Here is a 23,515-nt window from a genome sequence, read left to right as displayed (position 1 = left end):
AACTACATCGCCCGATGCCTACTCGAGACCGGCGGATTCAGAACCCACCCTGCTTTGGGATGAGCCGGAAATCCTCCGCGTCCGCCACGTGGCGGCAGCAGTCGCGCACACTGACGTCAGACTGACCGTCAATGCAGAGCGACATCAGACAGATCTTCGCTGGGTCCGGATCGACGAGAGCGGAACAAGCGCCCCAGAGTGGCAGGCGGGCCGCTGGTCGCTGTCACAGTATGGACCGGCGCACTTCCTCAAATCTGAGCCAGGTTAGCACCGTGACTCGACCAACCCAGCGGCCACGCCTCTTGCAGATCGTGACGCCGGTAGACGACCGAGTCAGGGGCCCGTGTTATACTGCGGATAGGAAATCGGAGTAACGACTCCGCTGGTTCATGACCAGGGTTTCCACAGAAAGCGGGTGACCCGGGTTCGAGTCCCGGCCCAAGCGTTCGGCTTGGTGTAGCTCAATAGGAAGAGCCCCCTATTTTTCCTTTCTCAGGACCAGACGGGGATGGTCCAGAATCCTAACTCTCTGGCCGCCTGTTCAATATCGCTCTCCACGATTCCTGCGGGGCCGTAGTACTGCCTCACAAAGCCGGTTGCAGATCGCCGCCACCCCGTGGAGTTTCGGGTTTTCGTTGTCGACTCATGAAAGTCGTTCATCGCTAACCGCGCCCAGGCTCTCGCATCCAGCTCCTCCGCCAGAGCGGCGTTAATCTCTCGGCCCATCCGCTTCGTTACCGCGAAGGCCGTAAACACATTCTCTGCGGCCAGGACCAGTCGGCCTTCAGTGTCGATCATCGCCTCCGGAAGGGTGTTAAGGTTTAGCTTCAACCACCCAGAGCGCGCATCTGCCCCCATGCCGGATATAGCATCAGCGAGTCGACTGTCGACAAGTCCGCCAGCATGGATGATTGAGTTGCGAATCTCTCTGATTACGTGAAAAGTCTCCAGCCACTCGACGGGTCTTGAATGGCCACAAGTCTCGAACAGCACCTCATGCATGTTCCAAGCCTTGACTTGTTTACCATGTGTAATCAGGTTCCGACCTTCACTCTTCAAGAGTTCCAGCATCTTCGTGACGAACTCCTCGTGCGTCGCCAGCGCATAGGGAATCGCGACAGAAGCGATGTGCTGATCGGCATGGCCAAGGAGGCTACGAGCAGAGTCGCTCCTCAGATTGAAGCGCTTGATGTGTTCGACGGCTGGGAAGACCTCCGCCAGGGTTGAGGTTGAGCCCACTGTCAGGGACAGCGTGTGTGCAGCCAACCTCGAACCGGCCAGCAGCGCCATCATCGCGTTGTTGACCTGAACTCGGTTGTCAACATAATCACGGTAGTCGCGAAACATGATCTCGGCCATAGAACACATGGATACCACGCTCTCCGGTGCCCGCCCAGGATGGTGGCGCAAGGAGGCCCCAGGGTCGCGGTCGATTCCGCGCAACTTCCTCGATCTGCAAGACGCGTGGCAGCTCTATGGGGTCACTCGCGGAGGTGTGGAGGCTCGTCGGGCACGGACAGACTGTGAGCTGGTTCTGGCCGGTGGTGATACGGATCTGCGCGTCTTTGACGCATGGACGGGTTATTGGGTCGCCGAGTGGCGATGGGGTCGCCTACGCTGGTTGGCATGTTGGTTTACGGCACTGCTTCGCTGCGTCTGCGCAGCCGCTAACGGCGGCGAGCACACTCCACGCGTTGTTGCTCCCGCCCTCGGTGATCACGGCCGGGCGGCTCTTTCAGCGTGCCCGGCTCCGCAACAACCACGGAGCAAACAGTGCCTACCTATCGAGGTGGCCGTCATGAGCACGGCCAGAACTTCCTGACTGACCCATCCACCGTCACCACGATCACCCGGCTCGTGTCCGCCACCGAGGGCCCGATCATCGAGATCGGCCCCGGTGACGGAGCACTCACCTCGCCGTTGGCCCAGCTCGGGCGACCGGTCACAGCCGTCGAGATCGACACCCGGCTCGCCCGACGCTTGGCCCAACGGCTCCCGTCGCACGTGGAGGTCGTCGCCGATGACTTCTTGACCTACCGGCTTCCCACGTCTGCGCATGTGCTCGTCGGCAACCTGCCGTTTCACCAGACCACGGCAATGCTGCGACGCATCCTGCACGCCCCGGCATGGACCGATGCCATCGTGCTCGTGCAATGGGAAGTTGCGCGGCGCAGAGCGGGCGTTGGCGGTGCCACGATGATGACCGCGCAATGGGCGCCCTGGTTCACCTTCACGTTGCACAGTCGTGTTCCCGCTCGCGCGTTCACCCCACGTCCGGGCGTCGACGGCGGAATCCTCACCATCCACCGCCGCGAACACCCGCTGCTGACTCCGGCCGAGCGACGCCAGTTCCACGCCCTGGTCCACCGCGTCTACACCGGTCCCGGACGTGGGCTGGCCCAGATCCTCGCACGCAACACCTCGCTCGGCTCGCCACAGGCGGCACAGGCGTGGCTGACACGCCAGGGCGTGAACGCTGCCGGACTGCCGAAGGACCTGCCCGTCGAGGCATGGGTGGACTTGTTCAAGACCACGGGCTCCTCGCCACCGTCCCGCCGCACGCAGTCGTCCTCAGGAAGGCGGCGGCGATGAGCATCGACCCCTCGTGGCGAGTCTGCCCGGACGAGACCACCCCCAGCCATGCGTGCCCGACTGAGACAGCAGTACACCATGCAGCACGGCTCCTCGCTCAAGACCCCGGACGGGATTGGCGACTTCGTGACCTTGCCGACCTCGTGCACCTGTCTACGTCACAATTGGGCAGGGCCTTCAGCCAACGTTTCGGGATGCCTCCCATCCAGTACCTGGCTCACCTTCGCGCCCACAGACTGGCCGAGCTCCTGATAGAGACTGATCTTCCGATCGGTGTCGCCATGACACAGGTCGGTTGGCGCAGCCGCGGCCACGCCGCACGACAGTTCACCGCCATCGTCGGGGTCAGCCCATCCGCGTATCGACGTACCGCGACCCAACGAGCAAGCCTGAAATGCCCGTGCTGTGGACAGCGAAGCGAGTTGCCCCGATGACGGCCACAGAGCACTCTGGCCTCGGCCCTACCAGGACAGAGATCCGTGACACGGTCATTCGGATGCGAGCTGATCTCGCTCACCGGTGGACCTTGGCCGAACTCGCACAGGATGCCCATCTGTCGCCGTCGCGGCTCGGGGGCCTGTTCGTGGAGCAGTTCGGCGTCCCGCCGATCATGTTGCTGGCTCGGTTGCGGGTGCGGGAGATGGCTCGGATGTTGGGGGAGTCGGACATGACGATCGCCGAGATTGGGGTCCGGGTGGGGTGGCGGAATCGTGGTCATGCTGCGGAGCAGTTCGCCAAGATCATGGGAGTCACCCCGACCGCGTATCGGGCCGAGTACCGCCAGCGGACCCGACAGACGGCAGACGACCTGACCGGCTGCTTGTGGTGCGGACAACCCCTCCCCGTCAGGGACGATGACCGGGATACGGGCAGATCGGACGGTGATCCGCTCATCCATGGCTGATCTGCTCGACATGTACCCCTCACCTGACGTAGTCGTGGAGGCCACCGCGACGGCATCCTGCGAGGGCCGCAGCGCGCACCTTCATAGCGAGCCGTCAGTGGGACCCCTGTGTCGGGGGCCGCTGCGAGGCAGTACTGATCGTGCACCATTCGAGTTGGGATGCACGGCTGGGGAAATTTTCCCCCGCCGTGAACCACCCCACCTCGCACCGTCCCGCCATGCTCCGGCGGAGCGACCGGTTCCGGAAATTCTCCGGAACCGTCACCACCACCGGCTTCCTCTCGGGGGTGGGGTGTCCACCTGTGGGGCATGAGGTATGCACGCACCACCGACACCGGGCGCCGATTGATCGCCGAACCTGTGCCCCGGGGCGAGCCGGACTTGGACCGGCTGGTGGCGCTGGTGCTGCACCTGGCCGATTGTCTCCACGACCAGACCCCGCAGTCCGAACCCGATGCAAGCTCGATGATGAGGACCACCGACTATGACGACCGCGGACACGAAGAGCCTGACCACCGTCTCGGGTGAGGGGCGGGTGACGGCGGTGACCTATCAGCGGGTCTCCACCAAGGAACAAGCCACCACCGGCGGCCGCGACGAAGGGTTCTCCATCCCGGCACAGCGGGAGGCGAACCGCCGCAAAGCCGACACCCTCAACGCCCAGGTGGTCGCCGAGTTCGTCGACGCCGGCGAGTCAGCCCGCTCGGCGAAACGGCCCGAGCTGCAACGGATGCTGGATTACATCGCGACCCATCAGGTCACCTATTGCATCGTGCACAAGGTCGATCGGTTGGCCCGGAACCGGCTCGATGATGTCGACATCCACCGCCACCTCATCGACGCCGGCGTCCAGTTGGTCTCCGCGACCGAGAACATCGACGAAACCCCCTCCGGCATGCTGCTGCACGGGATCATGTCCTCAATTGCGGAGTTCTACTCCCGCAACCTCGCCGCCGAAGTCACCAAAGGCATGACCCAGAAAGTCGCCGCAGGCGGCACACCGAGCCGGGCACCGATCGGCTACCGCAACGTCCGCAAATGCGACGCGCACGGCCGGGAGTACCGCACGGTTGAGATCGACCCCGACCGAGCACCGCTCATCCGCTGGGTCTTCGACACCTACGCCAAAGGCGAGCACACCGTCCCCGACCTCCTCGCCGAAGCCACCGCGAGAGGATTGACCACCGTGCCGACCCCGAAGCGACCATCTGGGCCGGTGGGGCGTTCCACGTTCTTCAAGCTGCTGCGCAATCCGTACTACATCGGGCAGGTCCGATACCAAGGCGCCCTTCACCCCGGCGCACACGAACCCATCATCGATGCGGAGACGTGGCAGCAGGTCCAGACCCTCCTGGACACCCGCGCAACCGCTGGGGAACGCCGCCGCAAACACGACCACTACTTGAAAGGCACCCTGTACTGCGGCACCTGCATGTCGCGGTTACAGCTCGACTACGCCCGCATCAAACAAGGCATCCGCTATGCCTACTACATCTGCACCGGCCGAGCCACCCGAAAGACAACGTGTAGGAGGAAGGCAGTGCCCGTCGGCGTTGCCGAACAACTCGTCGCCGACTGCTACCAACAGATCGCCATTAGCCCAAGCACCTATGCGCAGCTCGCTGAGCGGGTCGAGGCGGCCTTCGATGAGCGGCTGGCTGAACGGTCGCAGGCCATCGATGACCTCACCGCCACCAGGCAGCGGCTGGAAGCCGAAGCAGACAAGCTCCTCGAAGCCCACTTCGCCGACGCCATCGACCTACCCACCCTGAAACGGCACCAGGACCGGATCAGGATCGCGCTGGCTGACGTCACTCGCCGGCTGGAAGCCGAACGGCACGACCACGACGGGCCCCGCCAACACCTCGCCACCGCACTACGACTCCTCGCCGACTGCGCCCGGATGTACGAGCGCACCGACGACCTGGGCAAGCGCCTCGCCAACCAAGCCTTCTACCAACGCATCCTCATCACCGAAGACGAAAAAGCGGCGATCCAGCTCAACGAGCCGTTCGCCGCCCTCGCACCCACATCAACCGATGTCAGGTGTTCTAATACGTCTGATCTGGTGGAGCTAAGGGGATTCGAACCCCTGACCTTCTCATTGCGAACGAGACGCGCTACCAACTGCGCCATAGCCCCTTGTTGCGAGAAGCCACTCTACACCCTGCTCCACGCCGAGGTGAAATCTACTCGCCCACGGCCTTCTTGTGCTCGACCTCGACCTCGGCGGCGGTCTGCGCGGAGCGCGGGTCGGCGGTGACGGGCTTGGGCACGGACGGCGCGGACAGGTCGATCGTGCGCACCGTACGCGGCGGCGTCGGCGTCTGCACGTAGGTCGGCGCAGTGACAGGCACGGCGTCCCAGATGGCGCCGCCCTCGGACGGCTTGGGGGCGCCCAGGTCGACCTCGGTGACCTTCGACGAGCCGGGGACGGTGCGTACGGTCTCGAGGTCCCCGGCGGTCAGCACCACCGTCTCCTCGGTACGCGTCTCGAAGCCCTTCAGCGCATCGAGAATCTCACGGCGCTCACGGTCCATCGAGCGGATGTTCACGCGCGCCATCACGACGTACAGGCCGAGCAGGCCCACCGGGATCGCCGGAGCCCACGGCAGCAGCACGCCGGCGATCGACAGGCCCGACACGACGACGAGCGCGATCATGATCAGCAGGAACAGCGAGCGGCGGCGGGCGGTCGCGAGGCCGTCGCGACGCTTCAGCGCGGTCAACTGGGCGCGTCGGGTCAGCGGGGTCGAGACCTCGTGGTCCTCACCGCGGTGCTCCACCTCGAGATCGGCCTCGTCACGGACGAGCTGGACCGAGTCGGAGAACCGCTCGTCAAGATCGATCGAGGTGGCGGGTGCAGAGCTGTTCCTGCGCACCCACATGGGGACCAGGTACGCCAGCCACGCGAGCGCCACTGCGCCGAAGATCAGTCCCGTTGTCCCCACACGTCACAAGTTAGGCGTTGGATCCCCTGGCGGGGTTGACATTTGTGGGGTGTCGGCGGATTGTCTCGCCAGGTGTCGGGCGAGCAGCCCCTCGGGCACCTCCTCGGCGTTCAGCGCGAACACCAGGTGGTCGCGCCACGCATGGTCGATGTGGAGGTACGCGGGCCGCAGCCCCTCCTCACGGAACCCCAGCTTCTTCACCACCCGCAGCGACTTCACGTTCTCAGGGCGGATCGCGACCTCCATGCGGTGGATGCCGAGCCGCCGGAAGCAGTGGTCGGTCGCCAGCGCCACGGCCGTCGGGATGATGCCTCGCCCTGCGAGCCGCTCGTCGACCCAGTAGCCGACCTGTGCGCTTTGCGCCGAGCCCCGCAGGATGCCGCTGACGGTCAGCTGCCCGGCCAGGCGGGGACGTACGCGCCAGTCGGCGCCCAGCGACTCGTCCCACCACACCGCCCAGGGCAGCGTCCGGCCGTCCTTCGCCTGTGTAGTCAGCGTGCGCACCAGCGCACGGAACGTCGGCGGTCCCGGCTCGGCACCCGGTGGCACGGTCGCCTCCCACGGACGCAGCCACTCGCGGTTGGCGCGGCGTACCTCCAGCCACTCGCGCGCGTCGCTGTTGCGCAGCGGGCGCAGCACCACGCCCCCGTGGCGAAGCTCGACCGGCCACTGCCTCAACGCAGCCTCCTCCGGCTCAGTGGTCCCCGCCGCGCAGCTGGCTCACGGCGTGCGGCAGCACGGGTTCGAGCACGGTCAGGGCATCGCGTACGCCGCCGGACGAGCCCGGCAGGTTGATCACGAGCGTACGCCCGGCCACGCCCGCCAGGCCACGCGTCAGCAGTGCCGTCGGCAGGCCCTTGGCGACGCCGACCTGCGCGATCTGGGCGACCAGGTGGGGCATCTCGAGGTCGAGCAGCGGACGGGTCGCCTCCGGCGTACGGTCCTTCGGGTTGATGCCGGTGCCTCCGGTGGTGATCACCACGTCGGCCGCGGCAATCGCCTCGTGCAGCGCCGCCTCGACCTCCGGGCCGTCGGGCACGACCATGATCGGGTCGACCTCGAAGCCCAGCCCGGCCAGCGCCTCGGCGAGGATCGGGCCGGAGCGGTCGGGGTAGACGCCGTTCGCGGCGCGCGTGGAGACGGTGATGACGCGGGCGCGGGTCGTCGTCTCGTCGACCTCACTCATCGCGGGTCCAGTCGCCGCTGCGACCCCCGGACTTCGCGACGACGCGTACGGCCTCGATGACCGCCAGCTTGTCGATGGCCTTCACCATGTCGATCACGGTGAGCGCGGCCACCGAAACCGCGGTCAGGGCCTCCATCTCGACACCGGTGCGCTCCATCGTGCGGACCGTCGCACGCAGCTCGACACCCTCGTCGACGACCTCGGCGGTCACCTCGACGCCGCTGGTCATGATCGGGTGGCACAGCGGGATCAGCTCGGGGCAGCGCTTGGCCCCCTGGATGCCGGCGATTCGGGCCACGGCCAGCGCGTCCCCCTTCGGCACGTCGCCCGAGCGCAGCACGGCCACGCACTCGGCCGACAGGCGTACGCGTCCCGCAGCCGTCGCTGAACGGGCGGTGACCTGCTTGTCGGATACGTCGACCATGCGGGCCTGGCCGCGCGGGTCGAGGTGGGTCAGGCCCCCGGGACCGGTGTCAGTCATCGAGCATCCAGACCATGACCGGCTCCCCGGCGGGGATCACCTCGGTGTCCTCGTCGATCACGATCAGGGCATTGCTGCGCTGCAGGTTGCCGAGCAGGTGCGACGACGGGCCGCCGATCGGCGCCACCGTACGCCGGCCCCCGCGGTCGGTCGTGACCTCGCCCCGCAAGAACTGGGCCTTCCCCTTGATGGAACGGATGATGGTGGACGTGATCGCCCGCATCGGCTCGCGGTCGTGGGGCGTGACCCCCATGAGTTTGCGGATCACCGGGCGCACGAACGCCTCGAACGACACGAACGACGACACCGGGTTGCCCGGGAGCATGATCAACGGGGTCATGTCCTCACCGATGAGCCCGATGCCCTGCGGCTTGCCGGGCTGCATGGCGACTTGGCAGAAGTCGGTCGGGCCCAGCTCGGGGGCCACGGACTTCACGACGTCCCAGTCGCCCTGGCTCACACCGCCGGAGGTGACGATCAGGTCGGCGCGCACCAGCTGGTCGTTGATCGTCTGGGCGAGCACCTCGGGGTCGTCGGCGACGAGGCCGACGCGGAACACCTGGGCGCCGGCGGCCTTCGCAGCGGCCGCCAGCAGGAAGGAGTTCGAGTCGTAGAGCTGACCCAGCTCCGACAGCGGAAGACCGGGATCGACCAGTTCGCTGCCCGTCGAGATGATCACCACGCGCGGACGCGGGCGTACGAGCACCTTGTCGATGCCGATGCCGGCCAGCAGCCCGACGGTGCGCGCGTCGATGACCTGGCCCGACCTCAGCAGGTCCTCGCCCTCGGCGATGTCGGAGCCGCGGCGACGGATGTTCTTTCCCTGCTCGACCTGCGCGAAGATCCGCACGTCGTCGGAGCCCCGGTCGGTGAGCTCGTACTGGACCACGGTGTCGGCGCCCTCCGGCACCGGCGCACCCGTCATGATCTTCATCGCCGTGCCGGGCGGCAGCGGCTTGTCGGCGACTGTGCCGGCCGCGATCTCGCCGACGACGGCGAGCACCTTCGGGTTCTTCTCGCTGGCGGCGTGGAGGTCGGCGGCCCGGACCGCGTACCCGTCCATAGCCGAGTTGTCGAAGCCCGGCAGGTCGAGGTCGGCCGTGATGTCCTCGCAGATCGACAGGCCCAGCGAGTCGAGGATCTGCATGCCGAACGGCGGCAGCGGGTAGACCAGCGACAGCAGGTAGTCGCGGTGTGCCTCCCACGGGCGCAATCCGTTGGCGTCCGGCTCCGGCGGAGTGGGAAGCGTGGGCTTCGGCTCCTCCGGGAGCGGCGCGGGGGCCTTCTTCTTGCGACCGAACAGTGCCATGGCCCTTACGATAGGGCGATGCTGCCGCCCAGCCCCGCAGGACGCACCGGCCCCACCGGGACCGGTCCACACACCGAGGCCGACGACGCCGCCCTCGCCCAGGCCAAGGACATCCTCCGCGATGCCGTACGCCGACGCCGCGCCGCCCGCCCCGACACCGACCGCAGCGCCCACGACACCGCGCGTACGCAGCGGGTGCTCGAGTTCCTCGGTGACGTCGACGCGCTGCGCGTGGCGTGCTACCTGTCCGTGGAGCCCGAGCCGTCGACCCTCGAGCTCGTCGGCGCCCTCACCGCGCGGGGCGCCCGCGTGCTCCTGCCCGTGCTGCGCAAGGAGCCCGACTGGGCCTGGTACACCGGCCCCGACGACCTGCGCGCCGGCTGGAACGACATCCCCGAGCCGACCGGCCCCCGCCTGGGCGCCGAGGCGCTGGCGAAGGTCGACGTGATCGTCTGCTCCGCGCTCGCGGGCAGCCCGCTGGGCGACCGGCTCGGCGTCGGCGGCGGCTGGTACGACCGGGCGCGGCTCCACGCCGACCCCGCCGTCCCCGTCGTGGCCCTGCTCAACGACGACGAGGTCATGCCCGCGCTGCCCATGCAGGAGTGGGACCTGCCCGTGGACGTGATCATCACGCCCACCCGGACCATCCGCTGCGCGTGACCCCGTTCCGCCGCGACGACCTGCCCGCCGAGCTCCTCGCCCGCATGGGGCCGCGGCCCGCCGAGGGCGGCCCGACCGGCGCGGCCTGGCTCGACACGGTGCCGACGCTGGCGGGCGACCTGCTGGACGAGTGGTCGCTGGTCTGGGAGGGCGGCTTCCGCAGCGGCCACACCTCGGTGGTCCTGCCCGTCGCGCGCGACGACGAGCCGCTGGTGCTCAAGATCGGCTGGCCCCACCGGGAGTCGCGCGGCGAGCACCTGGGCCTGCGCGCCTGGGACGGCAACGGCATCGTCCACCTCGTCGCCGCCGACCCCGGACGCGGCGCGCTGCTGCTGGAACGCCTCGACGCCACCCGCACGCTCGACGACCTGTGGGACGAGGAGGCCTGCGGCATCGCCGGCGACCTGCTCGCCCGGCTCCACGCCACCGCTCCCCCGCCGAACGTGCCCCGGTTGAGCCGCCACGTCCGCCGCAACCACGAGCGGCTGCGGACGACGCGCGGGGTGCTGCCGCCGCGGTTCCTCGACCGCGCGCTCGCACTCGGCCGCGAGCTGACCCGCGACCCGGCGTGCGACTCGGTGCTGGTCCACGGCGACCTGCACTACTGGAACGTGCCGGGCGCCGAGCGTGAGCCCTGGCTGGCGATCGACCCCAAGCCCATGGCCGGCCACCCCGGCGCGGAGGTGCTGCCGCTGCTGCGCAACCGCGTCGACGAGCTGGGCACCGGCTCGGAGCTCCGCTACCTGGTGCGCCGCCGCCTCGAGGTCGTCAGCGAGGCCATGGGCGTCGACGAGCGCGACGCCCGGCTGTGGACCATCGTCATGACGTCCATCGACGCCCTGTGGGCCCACGAGGACGGCGACCGCGACGGCGTCACGCTGGCCATCGCCCTGATGAAGGCCATGGAGGACTGACGCTCATCACAGGCCGAAACTCCATAACAGGCGTTGGCGGGGCTGTCGAGGAGTTCTCGACCTGTTGTGAGGGTTACTTGAAGGCCGACTCCCCCGTCAGCGCTTGGCCGATCATCAGCTGGTGGACCTCGGCGGTGCCCTCGTAGGTCAGCACCGACTCCAGGTTGTTGGCGTGGCGGATCACCGGGTACTCCAGCGAGATGCCGTTCGCCCCCAGGATCGTGCGGCACTCGCGGGCCACGGCGATCGCGGTACGCGTGTTGTTCAGCTTGCCCAGCGAGATCTGTTCCGGGCGTACGCCGCCGTCGTCCTTGAGGCGGCCGAGGTGGAGCGCCAGCAGGACTCCGTTGCCGACCTGGACGGCCATGTCGGCGAGCTTGCCCTGCGTGAGCTGGAACGACGCCAGCGGACGGTCGAACACAGCGCGCTCCATCGCGTAGCGGCGGGCGGTCTCCAGGCAGTCGTCGGCGGCACCCATCGCGCCGAACACGATGCCGAAGCGGGCCTCGTTCAGGCACGACAGGGGACCGCGCAGCCCCTGTGCCTCGGGCAGCATCGCCGAGGCGGGCAGGCGTACGCCGTCGAGGACGAGCTCGGAGGTCACCGAGGCCCGCAGCGACATCTTCTGATGGATCTCGGGAGCCGAGAACCCGGGGGTGTCGGTGGGGACGACGAAACCGCGTACGCCGTCGTCGGTGCGGGCCCACACGACGGCCACGTCGGCGACCGAGCCGTTGGTGATCCACATCTTCGTGCCGTCAAGGACCCAGTCGTCTCGGTCGCGGCGGGCGCGCGTACGCATGCCTGCGGGGTTCGAGCCGAAGTCGGGCTCGGTCAGGCCGAAGCAGCCGATGGCCTCGCCGGCGGCCATGCGCGGGAGCCACTCCTGCTTCTGTTCCTCCGACCCGAAGCGCCAGATCGCGAACATCGCCAGCGAGCCCTGCACCGACACCAACGAGCGGATGCCCGAGTCGATGGCCTCGAGCGCGAAGCACGCCATGCCGTACTCGACGGCCGTCGACCCCTGGCAGCCGTAGCCCTCCAGATGCATGCCCAGCACACCAAGGTCACCCAGCGTCTTCGCCAGCTCGCGGACGGGCACGTGCCCGGTGTCGAACCACTCACCGATGTGGTCGGCGACATGGGTCTTCCCCCACGACGCCACGGCGTCGACGATCGCGGCCTCGGATTCGTTCAGGACGGAGTCGAGCGCGTACAGCTCGCGGACGGTGGAAGCCATGTCCGTGAATCTAGCTCAGCCCGGCGGGTTGAGGGTCTGGATCGTGGTGCTTTCCTGCTCGATGCGCTGACGGCTGGAGCGCCACGGGAGATAGGTGTTCGACGCGAGCAGCCTGAGCTGGTCGTCGTAGTTCGGGTGGTACGCGTGGCCCGACGTGCCGCTCTGGTTGACCCAGCGCGAGTTGTCGAGGTCCGACAGGTCGACGACCATCTTCATCGTGGGGCCGGCGTGAGGCCGGAATGTGTCGCTGCCGAACGCGAACGCCTCGACCACGGCGGGGCCGCCGCCGACGGGCTCGTCGCCCCGGTTGAAGACGCGTTCGACGGGGCCGATGCCCGACTTCCCGAGGGTCTGGTGCTTCAGCTCGAGGCGGTGCAGGTCGCCCCAACGCCACTGCGACGGGTCGCGGCCAAGCAGGACTGTGATCTCCTTGCGGGCGTCGGTGAGCGCGGCGGCGAGCACGGTGTCGCGGTTCTCGACGGCGCTGGTGCGCTGGTCGTCCCACCACGGGTTGTTCGGGTCGCGGACGAGCTGGGCGAGCAGCCCGTACCAGCGGTCGGTCGGCTGGGTGCGGAGCTCGGGCGGCAGCTCGTCGTCGAAGGTGCGGGCGAGCACGCGGCGCATCACCACGTGGAAGTACGCGGCCCCCGTGCTGTCCGGGCCCGACCTGAAGTCCCAGTTCCGCAGCACCTCCTGGCCGTCGGCGTCCCACTCGCGGGTGACCTGCGCCTGCAGCAGGGCGGGCACGATCAGCTTGGCATACCGGACCGTCGAGTCGCCCTGGACCGCCATGGCGTCCTCGATCGTCATCGGGGCGGCATGGTCGTTGAGGCGGTCCACGATCTGCTGCGAGCGCCAGCCCAGCGATGCGTCACTGCCGAGCAGGCGCGGGTGGTTGGCGATGATCTGCTGGTTGGCGGCGACGATGTATCCCGACTCGGGGTTGTACGCGTTCGGCAGCTCGTCGAACGGGACCATGCCCGTCCAGTCGTCCTCGGGGTTCGCACCGTCGCGCGGCAGCAGGCCGTTGCCGTTGCGACGCACGGGGATGTCACCGGGCAGCTGGTAGCCGATGTTGCCGGCGACGTCGGCGTACAACAGGTTCTGGGAGGGGGCCCGCAGCAGGCTCGCCGCGCGGCGGAAGCCGTCGAAGTCCTTCGCCTCGCCGAGCACGAAGATCGCCTCTATGGAGGTCGACGGGGTGAGCGCCGTCCAAGCCAGCGAGACCGCGGTCTCGGTGGCGCCGTCGGCCTTCGTGGTCGGGACCTGTTTCAGCTGGCGGTCGACGTCGGACAGCAGCGGACCGTGGCCGGTCGAGCGGACGGTGATGTGCTTGTCGGGGGCGCCGGCGACGCGGATGACCTCCTCGCGGACGTCGAGGTCGACGAGGTCCTGGCCGCGGCGGTAGCGCTGCCCCACGAGCTGTTCGACGAACAGGTCCTGGGTGTCGAGGTAGGGCACGGTGAAACCCCAGGCGATGTGGGCGTTGTGGCCGATGATGACGCCGGGCATGCCCGAGAACGAGAACCCGGACACGTCGAACGGACAGGCCTGGCCCACCCGGTTGCAGTGCAGGCCGACCTGCATGAACACCGACGGGATCGACGTGGACAGATGCGGGTCGTTGGCGAGGATCGGCTTGCCGCTCGCCGACCTGTTGCCCGCGACGACCCACGAGTTCGAGCCGACCTCGCCGCCCAGGCGCGGGTCGGCGACCAGGTCGGGCACGGCGTCGTCGACGCGGGCCGCGTCGAGCAGGGCCCGGGTGGCCTCGGGGGTCGTCGCCGACGGGGCGACCACGGGCGCCGGCCGCGCGTCGCCCCGGACCTGCGGGTCGAACTTCCCGTCGAGGACGGCGCCCTGCGTGACGATCGGCTCGAAGACCTCCGGGTCGTAGTCGGGCAGGAGGTCGCCGGCGCGGGTCGGGCCGACCGCGGCCTGCATGACGGCCTGCTCGATCTCCTGCATGCGGTTGCCGGACAGGTCCCAGGCCATGGCCTTCAACCACGCCAGCGAGTCGGCGGCCGTCCACGGCTCGCGCGAGATGTCACGCCCCTGCAGGCCCAGCAACGCGTACTCCAGCGACAGCTCCGGCAGCGAGCGCGGCGCGGCGTACGCGTTGACGCCGGCGGCGTACGCGTCCAGATAGCTACGGGTCCGCGACGACATCATCGCGACCTCCTGCTCGGCCACGCGGCGCCAGCCCATGGTGCGCACGTACGCGTCGGTCTCCACCGTCGTGGGCCCGAACATCTCCGACAGGCGACCGGCGGTGATGTGGCGGCGTACGTCCATCTCGAAAAAGCGTTCTTGGGCGTGGACGTAGCCCTGGGCGGCGAACAGGTCCTCGGCCGTGTCGGCGTAGATGTGGGGCACGCCGCGGGCGTCCCTGACGACCTTGACGGGCCGGCCGAGCGGCTGGACGACCACCGTGCCGGCCACGTTCGGGAACGACTCGCGGACCGTCACCACGGCGAGACTGGCGATGGAGGCGAGCGCCAGGACGACGACGAGCAGGACCACGACGAGCCCGCGGGGGATGTGACGCATGGATCTCACCCTATGATTGATCGTCGCCCATCACACGCCACGGAGAACCATGCCCACGTATCAGTACCGCTGCAAGGAGTGCCAGACCGACCTCGAGGTCGTCCAGAAGTTCACCGACGACGCGCTGACCCGCTGCCCCGAGTGCGGGCGCGAGTCGCTGCGGAAGGTCTACAACGCGGTGGGCGTGCACTTCAAGGGTTCCGGCTTCTACCGCACCGACTCCCGCGAGGCGAAGACCTCGTCCTCGAAGCCCTCCGAGAAGAAGTCCGAGACCAAGTCGTCCGACTCCTCGTCCTCGTCTTCCTCGTCGACCTCGTCGACCTCGTCGTCCTCCTCGTCCACAGGCACTTCCGGCAGCGCTGCGAGCTGAACCTGTGGACAGGTCGCGGGACGTGCCGTCGGGCGCGTCCCGCGCACTAGACATGGGGGCATGAGCGAGAACCACCGTGCCCCCGGTCCGTGGCGGCTGCCCCGCCCGTCCCTGCTCGACACCCTCGCGCGCCTGCTGGCGCGTCACCGACGTGCCCTCGCCGCGCTGGCTGCTGGCCTCGCGGTCGCGAGCGCGGTCGGCGTGGCAGCGCCCGCACCCCCGCCGACCAGGTCCGTCGTGGTCGCGGCGCGTCCGGTCGCGGCCGGGTCTGCGTTGACCGCCGACGACGTACGCGTGGCCCGCTTCCCTGATGGCCTCGTGCCGGCCGATGCGGTCGGCGACCCCGCCGAGGTCGTGGGTCGCCCGGCCGTGGTCGCGCTGGGCACGGGAACCCCCGTCACCGGTGCGGTTGTCGTGTCGCCCTCGGCCCTGCGGGCCAGACCGGGTCACGCGCTGGTGCCCGTGCGGCTCGCCGACCCCCAGATGACGTCGCTGGTCCGCGTCGGTGACCGCGTCGATGTGCTGGCCATGTCCGGCGAGGCCACCCCGGCCCGGATCGTGGCACGCGGTGCCAGGGTCGCGGCCCTGCCCTCCACAGGCTCCGGCGGCAGCCCGTTCGGGGGCGACGACACGCGCGGGCCCGCGCTGCTGTTCGAGGTCGAGTCGGAGACGGCACCCGTGCTGGCACAGGCAGGCGCGACGACACGGCTCGGGATCGTCCTGCGTTCCTGACCAACTCGCCGGTAACCCCCTGCTAAATTCAGCCGCAGCTGCCGGCTCAGGGTGGGCCAACAGCTGATTGGAGAAAATGCATGAAGGGATTCAAAGAATTCCTGATGAAGGGCAACCTCATCGAGCTTGCCGTTGCTTTCATCATGGGCACGGCGTTCGCCGCGGTTGTGAAGAGCTTCTCGAGCCTGCTCATGGACATCATCGCACGTCTGGCGGGATTCGATCCCACGAAGGCCTTCAGCGAGACCGCCGTCTGGGGCATCAAGATCGGCGACTTCCTCGGCTCCGCGCTGAGCTTCCTGATCACCGCCACCGTGCTGTACGTGGCCGTGGTGAAGCCCTACGAGCAGTACAAGAAGATGCGGGGCATCACCGACGAGAAGACCGCCACCGAGACCGAGCTGCTGGCCGAGATCCGCGACCTCCTCGCAGGCAAGTGATCTGAGTCTGGCACGAACGAGTCCCCGCCACGACGACGTGAACTGGTCCCCAGTTGGTGGGCTGGTTCAGGGGTTGGGGCTTAGGCGGCAAGGGCCTGTTCCCGGTAGGTGACCGGGGGCAGGCCCTTGTTGCTGTCATGGGGCCTGTGATGGTTGAACCCGAAGAGGTCGTCGGTCATCTCCGTGACGAGTTGGTCGATGGTCCCGATCGGGCCTGTGCAGAACAGTTCGTCCAACAGATCCCTCACCGCAGACAGGCAGACCTTCTCCTCGCCGAGTTGGAACTCGGTGAGGTTGGTGACCCACTTCTGGTTCGGGCCGCTGGTGGTGAAGTCACGGCGCGCCAGATTCGGGAAGGTCTTGCTGACCTCACCGGTGAAGGACCGGAACCGCGTGCGCCGGATCCGGCTTTTAGTCCGAGTTCGCACCTGACCTTGAGCACGGTCTTCTTCGCCACGATCCAGCCCTGAGAACGCAGACGTGCCCAGACTCGGCGATGCCCGAACCTGCGCCGCGACGCTTCGAAGACCTTGGTGGGGATGAGTTGCGTTGATGGCTAGAAACCGCCCCCGATCTCCGCAGGTCTGTGCACGGAGCGGGGTTCGGCGGGTCAGCCCCAGTGGGGTGGGCGGTCGGCCATCAGCCGGCGTTCGTCGGCGTCCAGGCGCGTACGCCCACTTGGCCGCACCGCATGCACGCCCGTCGCCCCCAGCCGCTCGCGCAGCGCGCGCTCCGCGGCCGCCAGCTGCGCGTACGACAACCCCTGCATCAGATCGGCCGGGACCGCTCGCCGGAGCCCGTCGGCGGCCAGGCCGCGCTCGGCGAGCGCGGCGACGAGCACGTCCAGGTCAGGACGCTCCTGATCACCGAGGTCGATCCGCTTCCCGGTGACCGCGTACGCCAGGGCCGAGTGCCAGGCGCCCACCTCAGTCGGACAGCTCGGTGCCGTCGGCCACCGTGCTCGGCTCGTCGGCGGTCAGGTGCACGTCGCCCACGACGCCGACGTCGCGACCGAACGTCCAGTCGCCCTCGACGGTCAGCGAATGGGCACGCACCAGCGACGGCGCACCGTGCGGGAACCGCTGCTCGAAGTCGTCGACGAGCTTGTAGTGGTCGCTGTCCAGGTCGACCAGCGGCGCGGTGGCCCCCTCGGTGAGGACGAGCCGGCCGGAGGCGTCCAGCGTGTACGCATCGGAACGGATCACCAGCAGGTCGTTGGTCGTCTTGACCGGCAGGAAACGGTCACGGCCGACCTCGATGGCCGTGGCGCCCTCGAAGACCTCGACCGCCGCGCCCATCGCCGTCTCGATCTGGATGACCTCCGGCGACGTCTTGTCGCTGGGGTCGAGGTTCTTGGTGTTGCGGATCAACGGCAGGCCCAGCACGCCCTCCCGCTCGGCGAGCACGTCGCGCAGGCCCATCAGGTCGAACCACAGGCTGTTGGTGTTGAAGAAGCGGTGCTTCGACTCGTCGGTGAAGTGGCCCATGTCCTCGTCGGCGGTCTGGGCGACCTCACGCAGCACGAGGCGGCCGTCGCTGCGCCGCACAGCGAGATGGCCGCCCTTGCGGTCGGCGGCGGTGCGCGAGCAGACCTCCATGGCGAACGGCGCCCCGGTGCCGGCGAACCAGCCGGCGATGCGCGCGTCGGGGCACGCGCCGAGGTTGTCGGAGTTCGACACGCTCGCATAGCGGAAGCCGGCCTCGATCAGCTGGTCGAGGACACCTGAGGCCAGCAGCGCGGTGTAGATGTCGCCGTGGCCCGGCGGGCACCACTCCAGCGACGGATCGGCCGGCCACTGGGCGGGCTCGAGCGAGTCGGCGAGCAGCTTGGGCTCGCGGTTCTGCAGGAAGTCCAGCGGCAGCCCGTCGACGGCCAGGTCGGCGTACTTCTCCAGAGCGGCCAGCGAGTCGTCACGGGTGCGGAAGCTGTTCATCAACAGCAGCGGGAGGCGTACGCCGTGCTCGGCGCGCGCCGCCATGACCTGCTGGACGATGAGGTCGAGGAAGTTCTTCCCCTCGGTGACCTCCAGCAGCGTCTTCGCACGGTCGAGCCCCATCGACGTGCCGAGGCCGCCGTTGAGCTTGATGATGACGGTCAGTGCGAGCGCCTCACGGGCGGCCCCCTCGTCGACCTGCGCGTCGGCCAGCCGGTCGGGCTGGTCGAGGGTGTCGATGTCGGCCTCGGCGATCAGTCCGGTGCTGCCGCGCTCCAGCTCGTCGTAGTAGTGGCTGAAGACCTCGATCGCCGTCGGGTGGATGTCGGCCTCGGTCATCTTCTGTCGGGCCAGGTCGCGTCCTTGAGGGCTCATGGGTGACAAGTCTAGTTTTCAGGCCACGCCGGCGACGAGGAGCCCCAACCCCGCCAGCGCCAGAAGCCCGGTCAGGGCCATCAGCGCGGTCCCGCGACCCTCCTTCGGATCACGCGCGCCCGCCCAGCCCGCTGCCGCGGCCACGGCGAAGCACACGGCACCGCCGAGCAGCGCGGTCGAGGGAAGGTACGCGTAGGTCCACCCCAGCGCGACGGCCATCGCGACGCACGTCCCCGGCAGGGTGTAGGTCAGGCTCGAGTCGAGCGCCCTCCCGACGCCGCCGACCAGGCGTCGGCGCGATCCCCCGTCGCGCCTGTCGGCCGGCTCGTCGGCCGCCGTCTCGTCGGGCAGGTCGGGGTTCTCGGGCGGGGCCGGCTCGTCAGCGCGCATCCGGACAGCCTAGAAGACCAGGGTGCCGACGAGCAGCGCGCACAGCACGCATACCACCAACGTCACGGGCGCGAACCGCAGCGCGAAAGCACGCCCGAACGTGCCCCACTGCATGGCGAACAGCTTGATGTCGACCATGGGGCTGACGACCATGAACGCCAGCCGGGCCGTCGGCGAGAACATCGTCAACGACGCCGCCACGAACGCGTCGGCCTCTGAGCAGATCGACACGACCACGGCCAGGACGGCCAGGGTGAGCACGGCCAGCAACGGCCGATCGGCGAGCGTACGCAGGATGTGCTTGGGCACCAGCACGTTGATGGTCGCGGTGACGGCTGCGCCCAGCACGAGGTAGCCGCCCGCGTGGAGGAAGTCGTGCAGCGACGTCGCGCGGAAGACCTCCCACCGGTCCGCGGACGGCGCGGCTTGGAGGTCGTCGTGGCCGAGCCACTCACGGCGCCCCAGGCCGACCCACAGCCAACCGATGACTAGCGCGGCGAGCAGGGACGCGACGAAGCGGGCCAGCACCATCTCGGGCTGGGCGGGGAACGCCACCGCGGTCGCCACCAGCACGATGGGGTTGATCGCCGGAGCAGCGAGCAGGAACGTCAGAGCTGCTGCGGGCGCCACCCCCTGACGCATCAGTGAGTTGGAGACGGGGACCGAGGCGCACTCGCACCCCGGCAGCACCATTCCCGCGGCGCCTGCCGCCGGCACGGCGAGGGCTGGGTGACGCGGCATGATCCGGTCGAGCACCCAGGCCGGCACGAGTGCCGTCACCAGCCCCGACACGACCACTCCCAGCGCGAGGAACGGCGCAGCCTGGACGCAGATGGCCACGACCACGACCAGCCACGCGTTGACGGCCTCGGGCAGCGGGACAACCCGCGCGAGCACCTCGCGGCCCAGCATCAGCTCGACGAGGACGACCAGCACCGTCACGGGCACGACCCACTGCCAGGCCGGGGCCTGGCGGGATGCCCGTGGCTGCGGGACGGTTCGCGTCGGTTCGGGACTCACAGGTAGGTGTTCTCCGGAGGCGCGATCGGGGTCACGGACTCCACACGGATGGCCGCGGCCTCACGTGTGGCCGCCGGCGCATACTCCCCCACGACCTCGACCCAGGTGTCGTCGGGCAGCTGACGCGCGCCGAGCGCGGTGATGCGGTACGCCGCCGCGTCGGAGGCACAGCACATCACCTTCAGGCGGGCCAGGTCCCAGTCGGCGCTGGGACCGTTGGGATGGGTGACGAAACCGATGATCTTGAACCGGCGTCCCTGCATCGGTGTGGGGTCGTTGAACATGGTGCGGATGACGTAGTCGTCGGCGCGCATCGTGATCACGTCGGCGCCCGGCGGGAGCGGGCCACCCGCGTCCCCGGCGCCTGGCCGGCCACCGCCGACGTGGCCGAGTAGGCCCCCAGCGGCGACGGGTTCAGCAACGACACCACCAGCACCGGCACCACGAGCAGCCAGGCCGCCCATGGCAGGTGACTGTGACCGCCCCCGTGGCTCACCGCGCGGATCTGAGCACCCAACGACCACAGCCCGAGGAAGAGGAAGAAGGCCCCCGTCAGGAGCAGCCAGGGCCCCAGCGACGCCTTCACATAGTTCGTGTGTTCCCCCGTCAGCGCGAGCCGCGCGAGGAGAAAGCCGAAGGCCGCTGCGAGGGTCGGGCCGACGATGACACCAAGTCGTTCCATCGCGCGCTCCCGTGAGTCGTTTCGACCTAGCGGCCCCAGCAGGATTCGAACCTGCGACACAAGGTTTAGGAAACCTCTGCTCTATCCCCTGAGCTATGGGGCCCAGCATGCTGCCGCCCTATGTTAGCGGGAACCGGCGCGAACCCCGACCGCGAAGGGAGCAGGCCCCTGGCGCTCATCTCGCCGGGGCACCTCGCCGGCGTTCCTCGTCCGCTGATGTTCACCCAGAGAGCAGTGGGGCAGGTGCCGCTGCGCGAACGCAACCACGCAGGGATCGGACCCACCCGGCGAGCGTCGGCAAGCGCGTCCCGGCGTCTGGACGGGACGAGAGAGAAGCCCCGCGTGAGCCCCCGCGACCAAGGGCGTGAGCGGCCGCGGGGCTTCGACGACTGCGTGGACGACGCCGGACCCCGGCGCCCCGACCCGGTCGAGAATTGGGGCGAGAGCGTCAGTGAACGGGCTCACGCACCATGTCTACCCACCCCCAGGAGACATTCACTGACGCTCTCGTCTTTCCAGACTAGGGCACCGGACGCCCCAGAACCAACGTCGAGCACTGTGTTTGGATGAAAATTGGACCACAATGAGCGTCTTCTCATCTCCGGCCCAGGTGGTGGCCCCTGAAGGGAGTCACTCGGCGTCGCGCTTGTGCTCCTTGACCGCGTTCACGAGCTGGTCGAGCTGGCTGGCGTTGAGCACGCCGGTCTGGTTGAAGACCAGGTTGCCGCGGTTGAACGCCATGACGGTCGGGATGGACTGGACGCCGAGCGCGCCTGCGATGGCCTGCTCGGCCTCGGTGTCGAGCTTGGCGAACACGACGTCGTCGTGCTTCTCCGCCACCTTCGAGAAGATCGGCGCGAAGCGCTGGCACGGCGTGCACCAGCCGGCCCAGAAGTCGACGACGACGAAGTCGTTGTCCTTGATCGTCGAGGTGAAATTCTCGGTGGTGAGGTCGATGGTGGCCATGTCTCTCCTTGGCTTGGTTCGCGGACGTTCGTCCCCGGTCGGGCTGTCTTCGGGTCAACACGGACGCGGCGAGCGGTTATTCCGCGGGTCGACCCATGGCCCGTCCGATGTCGACGCCGATGTCACGGATGACCCGGCCGGGGCCGATGGTGCGTCCGGCCACGGCGGAGACGAGCGCGCTCATGCCGGGCAGCGCCTCGTTGGGGTCGGGGCGCCCGGGCACGGCGTCGTCGGCGGTGAGCGGGTTGGCGCCGTCGTTCCACGGCTGGCTGAGGCGTTCCCAGGTGCGCAGCCAAGCGGTGGAGATCTCGGCGGTCGACGGCACGCCGAAGAAGTGTCCGACGGGCGCATGGTGGCGCAGCGACACGATCGGTGAGTCGATGTACAGCAGCGCGAGCCGGAGGCGGGCGTCGAGGTCGCGCCGCTCCTCCATCGACCCGCGTACCGCCCAGCGGCAGGGGTTCGGGCAGGTCTCGCCGGCGTCCGGACGCGCGCCCGCGCCGACTGTCTCGTGGTTCATGCCGCACACCGCGAGCGCGTCGCCCTGCCGGGAGTGGAAACGGTCCAGGTAGGCGGTGTAACCGGCCACGTCGCCCGAGCACGCGTTCAGCGACCGCTTGGCGGTGGCCCGTAGAGCCGAGCTGTGCGGGCAGGTCGGGTCGTCGGTGCCCCAGCGCTCCCCCACGAAACGGCCGAGCTGGAGCGGGTCGCCGCCGTGGCCCAGGCGCGACTCCCACGCCAGCTGGCACAGGTATTCGCCGATCAGGTGAGCGGTGACGACGACCTGCAGCGGCTCGTGGCGAAGCGCACGGAGCTCCATGACCTCCAGCATGAGCTCGTAGAGGGGGATGAGCGAGCCGAGGGCGCCACGCTGATTGTCCTTCGGCTGCAGCGGGAAGCACGACTCGGCCAGGCGGTGGGCCCACGGGGTGGAGAACCCCCCGGCGATCGTCGCGAAGTCCTCGGCGTCGAGGTCGAGCACGCGCTTGGCCGCGGTGGCGAGCTCACGCGCTTGGTGGAGGTTCTTCGGCGCCTTCCTGTCGTTCGTGGCGACCTGCAGCAGGGCCGCGATTGCGTCGTACCAGTGGCCGTCGAGCAGACCGACGACCGCCTTGTCGGGCATCAATCCGCCGCCACTGCGTACAGGTGCTGGGCGGCGTCGAGCGCGAGCTCGCAGCCCGGCCCTTCGTCGGGGACGAGGCGTACGCCCAGCCCGCCGGCCTCGGCGGTGACGACGACACCGGGCAGGACACCGGACCCCTTGAGGGTCGTCAGCATGTCGGCCTCGGCCTGCAGGTTCTCGGAGATGCGCCGGATGACGACGCGCACCGGGACCTTGTCGAGGAGGTCGGGCAGCGGGCTGGTTCCGGCACGGAAGTCCTCGACCTCCGGCCCGCCGATCTCGTCGAGACCGGGGATGGGGTTGCCGTACGGGGACGCGACCGGGCGCTCGAGGACCGTCATGAGGCGCTTCTCGACCTCGTCGGAGATGACGTGCTCCCAGCGGCAGGCCTCGTCGTGGACGAGGTCCCAGTCGAGACCGATGACATCGATGAGCAGGCGCTCGGCGAGCCGGTGCTTGCGCATCACCTTCAGCGCGAGCCCGTGGCCCTCGGGGCTGAGCTTGATCTGGCGGTCGGGCAGCACGTGGAGCAGTCCGTCGCGCTCCATGCGGGCGACCGTCTGCGACACCGTGGGGCCGCTCTGGTGGAGGCGCTCGGCGATGCGGGCGCGCAGGGGCGGGATACCCTCTTCCTGGAGCTCGAAGATGGTCCGCAGATACATCTCTGTGGTGTCGATGAGGTCGCTCACAGGCGTG

27 protein-coding genes, 2 tRNA genes and 1 pseudogene are annotated in these 23,515 nt (G+C 68.9%); 9 read left to right on the top strand and 21 right to left on the bottom strand.

Annotated features, from left to right (window positions below):
- Positions 1-492: 492 nt before the first annotated feature.
- The gene (locus ACYVGD_RS05295) at positions 493-1,359 is read right to left on the bottom strand and encodes a hypothetical protein (protein ID WP_460741944.1); all 867 of its coding nucleotides are present in this window, start codon (positions 1,357-1,359) and stop codon (positions 493-495) included.
- A gap of 414 nt (positions 1,360-1,773) precedes the next feature.
- On the opposite strand from ACYVGD_RS05295, the gene erm reads away from it, so the two are divergent.
- From erm to ACYVGD_RS05275, 4 genes and pseudogenes are all read left to right on the top strand, one after another.
- Positions 1,774-2,592 (top strand): 23S ribosomal RNA methyltransferase Erm, encoded by an 819-nt coding sequence (gene erm / locus ACYVGD_RS05290; RefSeq protein ID WP_259850579.1) that lies wholly within the window; start codon positions 1,774-1,776, stop codon positions 2,590-2,592.
- Entirely contained in the window at positions 2,511-3,026 is a 516-nt protein-coding gene (locus ACYVGD_RS05285; protein ID WP_353663376.1) for a helix-turn-helix transcriptional regulator, read from the top strand. Before erm ends, ACYVGD_RS05285 begins: the two co-directional genes overlap by 82 nt.
- Before the next feature lie 92 nt (positions 3,027-3,118).
- The gene (locus ACYVGD_RS05280) at positions 3,119-3,496 is read left to right on the top strand and encodes a helix-turn-helix domain-containing protein (RefSeq protein ID WP_460741943.1); all 378 of its coding nucleotides are present in this window, start codon (positions 3,119-3,121) and stop codon (positions 3,494-3,496) included.
- Between the two features lie 484 nt (positions 3,497-3,980).
- A pseudogene (locus tag ACYVGD_RS05275) lies at positions 3,981-5,012 on the top strand (recombinase family protein); the annotation flags it as partial.
- Here the strand turns inward: ACYVGD_RS05275 and ACYVGD_RS05270 are convergent.
- The 7 genes from ACYVGD_RS05270 to glp form a co-directional block, all read right to left on the bottom strand.
- Positions 4,938-5,237 carry a hypothetical protein gene (locus tag ACYVGD_RS05270; protein ID WP_460741942.1) on the bottom strand — a complete coding sequence of 100 codons (300 nt, stop codon included), beginning with the start codon at positions 5,235-5,237 and terminating at the stop codon, positions 4,938-4,940. The pseudogene ACYVGD_RS05275 and the gene ACYVGD_RS05270 overlap by 75 nt on opposite strands.
- Positions 5,238-5,562: 325 nt before the next feature.
- Positions 5,563-5,638, bottom strand: a tRNA-Ala gene (locus ACYVGD_RS05265).
- Positions 5,639-5,685: 47 nt separating this feature from the next.
- Complete coding sequence (locus tag ACYVGD_RS05260) at positions 5,686-6,447, bottom strand: hypothetical protein (protein WP_460741941.1); 762 nt, start codon at positions 6,445-6,447, stop codon at positions 5,686-5,688.
- Between the two features lie 3 nt (positions 6,448-6,450).
- Positions 6,451-7,125, bottom strand: a complete 675-nt coding sequence (locus ACYVGD_RS05255; RefSeq protein WP_460741940.1) for a GNAT family N-acetyltransferase — start codon at positions 7,123-7,125, stop codon at positions 6,451-6,453.
- Positions 7,126-7,141: 16 nt separating this feature from the next.
- Complete coding sequence (locus tag ACYVGD_RS05250; RefSeq protein ID WP_460741939.1) at positions 7,142-7,633, bottom strand: MogA/MoaB family molybdenum cofactor biosynthesis protein; 492 nt, start codon at positions 7,631-7,633, stop codon at positions 7,142-7,144.
- Positions 7,626-8,114, bottom strand: a complete 489-nt coding sequence (gene moaC, locus ACYVGD_RS05245; protein ID WP_460741938.1) for a cyclic pyranopterin monophosphate synthase MoaC — start codon at positions 8,112-8,114, stop codon at positions 7,626-7,628. The genes ACYVGD_RS05250 and moaC overlap by 8 nt, the downstream gene beginning before the upstream one ends.
- Complete coding sequence (gene glp / locus ACYVGD_RS05240) at positions 8,107-9,423, bottom strand: molybdotransferase-like divisome protein Glp (RefSeq protein ID WP_460741937.1); 1,317 nt, start codon at positions 9,421-9,423, stop codon at positions 8,107-8,109. Before glp ends, moaC begins: the two co-directional genes overlap by 8 nt.
- A gap of 18 nt (positions 9,424-9,441) precedes the next feature.
- Here glp and ACYVGD_RS05235 point away from each other — a divergent pair, with 18 nt between their 5' ends.
- Both ACYVGD_RS05235 and ACYVGD_RS05230 read left to right on the top strand, forming a co-directional pair.
- A complete protein-coding gene (locus tag ACYVGD_RS05235) occupies positions 9,442-10,083 on the top strand; it encodes a 5-formyltetrahydrofolate cyclo-ligase (RefSeq protein ID WP_460741936.1) in 642 nt (213 codons plus the stop codon).
- A complete protein-coding gene (locus tag ACYVGD_RS05230) occupies positions 10,080-10,997 on the top strand; it encodes an aminoglycoside phosphotransferase family protein (protein ID WP_460741935.1) in 918 nt (305 codons plus the stop codon). The genes ACYVGD_RS05235 and ACYVGD_RS05230 overlap by 4 nt, the downstream gene beginning before the upstream one ends.
- A gap of 73 nt (positions 10,998-11,070) precedes the next feature.
- On the opposite strand, the gene ACYVGD_RS05225 is transcribed toward ACYVGD_RS05230, so the two are convergent.
- On the bottom strand, positions 11,071-12,237 hold the full coding sequence (locus ACYVGD_RS05225; RefSeq protein WP_460741934.1) for an acyl-CoA dehydrogenase family protein: 1,167 nt from the start codon (positions 12,235-12,237) through the stop codon (positions 11,071-11,073).
- 15 nt (positions 12,238-12,252) lie between these two features.
- Entirely contained in the window at positions 12,253-14,787 is a 2,535-nt protein-coding gene (locus ACYVGD_RS05220; protein ID WP_460741933.1) for a penicillin acylase family protein, read from the bottom strand.
- A gap of 49 nt (positions 14,788-14,836) precedes the next feature.
- Here ACYVGD_RS05220 and ACYVGD_RS05215 point away from each other — a divergent pair, with 49 nt between their 5' ends.
- The 3 genes from ACYVGD_RS05215 to ACYVGD_RS05205 all read left to right on the top strand — a co-directional run bounded on the left by ACYVGD_RS05215 (position 14,837) and on the right by ACYVGD_RS05205 (position 16,329).
- The gene (locus ACYVGD_RS05215; protein ID WP_460741932.1) at positions 14,837-15,157 is read left to right on the top strand and encodes an FmdB family zinc ribbon protein; all 321 of its coding nucleotides are present in this window, start codon (positions 14,837-14,839) and stop codon (positions 15,155-15,157) included.
- 60 nt (positions 15,158-15,217) lie between these two features.
- A complete protein-coding gene (locus tag ACYVGD_RS05210) occupies positions 15,218-15,889 on the top strand; it encodes an SAF domain-containing protein (RefSeq protein WP_460741931.1) in 672 nt (223 codons plus the stop codon).
- A gap of 80 nt (positions 15,890-15,969) precedes the next feature.
- Positions 15,970-16,329 (top strand): large conductance mechanosensitive channel protein MscL, encoded by a 360-nt coding sequence (locus ACYVGD_RS05205; RefSeq protein WP_460741930.1) that lies wholly within the window; start codon positions 15,970-15,972, stop codon positions 16,327-16,329.
- An 80-nt stretch (positions 16,330-16,409) separates the two neighbouring features.
- Here ACYVGD_RS05205 and ACYVGD_RS05200 read toward each other — a convergent pair whose 3' ends face one another.
- The 11 genes from ACYVGD_RS05200 to ACYVGD_RS05150 form a co-directional block, all read right to left on the bottom strand.
- A complete protein-coding gene (locus ACYVGD_RS05200; protein ID WP_460741929.1) occupies positions 16,410-16,757 on the bottom strand; it encodes a hypothetical protein in 348 nt (115 codons plus the stop codon).
- Between the two features lie 182 nt (positions 16,758-16,939).
- Positions 16,940-17,254 (bottom strand): hypothetical protein, encoded by a 315-nt coding sequence (locus ACYVGD_RS05195; protein ID WP_460741928.1) that lies wholly within the window; start codon positions 17,252-17,254, stop codon positions 16,940-16,942.
- A gap of 1 nt (position 17,255) precedes the next feature.
- The gene (locus tag ACYVGD_RS05190) at positions 17,256-18,638 is read right to left on the bottom strand and encodes a UTP--glucose-1-phosphate uridylyltransferase (protein WP_460741927.1); all 1,383 of its coding nucleotides are present in this window, start codon (positions 18,636-18,638) and stop codon (positions 17,256-17,258) included.
- A gap of 18 nt (positions 18,639-18,656) precedes the next feature.
- Positions 18,657-19,028, bottom strand: a complete 372-nt coding sequence (locus tag ACYVGD_RS05185) for a hypothetical protein (protein ID WP_460741926.1) — start codon at positions 19,026-19,028, stop codon at positions 18,657-18,659.
- 9 nt (positions 19,029-19,037) lie between these two features.
- The gene (locus ACYVGD_RS05180) at positions 19,038-19,940 is read right to left on the bottom strand and encodes a permease (RefSeq protein WP_460741947.1); all 903 of its coding nucleotides are present in this window, start codon (positions 19,938-19,940) and stop codon (positions 19,038-19,040) included.
- 104 nt (positions 19,941-20,044) lie between these two features.
- A complete protein-coding gene (locus ACYVGD_RS05175) occupies positions 20,045-20,362 on the bottom strand; it encodes a TIGR03943 family putative permease subunit (protein WP_460741946.1) in 318 nt (105 codons plus the stop codon).
- Positions 20,363-20,367: 5 nt separating this feature from the next.
- Positions 20,368-20,730 (bottom strand): DUF1980 domain-containing protein, encoded by a 363-nt coding sequence (locus tag ACYVGD_RS05170; protein ID WP_460741925.1) that lies wholly within the window; start codon positions 20,728-20,730, stop codon positions 20,368-20,370.
- Positions 20,731-20,760: 30 nt separating this feature from the next.
- Positions 20,761-20,833 (bottom strand) — tRNA-Arg (locus ACYVGD_RS05165).
- A 527-nt stretch (positions 20,834-21,360) separates the two neighbouring features.
- The gene (trxA, locus tag ACYVGD_RS05160; RefSeq protein WP_460741924.1) at positions 21,361-21,696 is read right to left on the bottom strand and encodes a thioredoxin; all 336 of its coding nucleotides are present in this window, start codon (positions 21,694-21,696) and stop codon (positions 21,361-21,363) included.
- A gap of 76 nt (positions 21,697-21,772) precedes the next feature.
- Positions 21,773-22,819 carry a hypothetical protein gene (locus ACYVGD_RS05155; RefSeq protein ID WP_460741923.1) on the bottom strand — a complete coding sequence of 349 codons (1,047 nt, stop codon included), beginning with the start codon at positions 22,817-22,819 and terminating at the stop codon, positions 21,773-21,775.
- A complete protein-coding gene (locus tag ACYVGD_RS05150) occupies positions 22,819-23,508 on the bottom strand; it encodes a metal-dependent transcriptional regulator (protein WP_460741922.1) in 690 nt (229 codons plus the stop codon). The genes ACYVGD_RS05155 and ACYVGD_RS05150 overlap by 1 nt, the downstream gene beginning before the upstream one ends.
- Positions 23,509-23,515 lie beyond the last annotated feature (7 nt).

Source organism: Mariniluteicoccus endophyticus (genome assembly GCF_054780035.1).
This window is presented reverse-complemented; position numbering and strand designations above follow the sequence as displayed.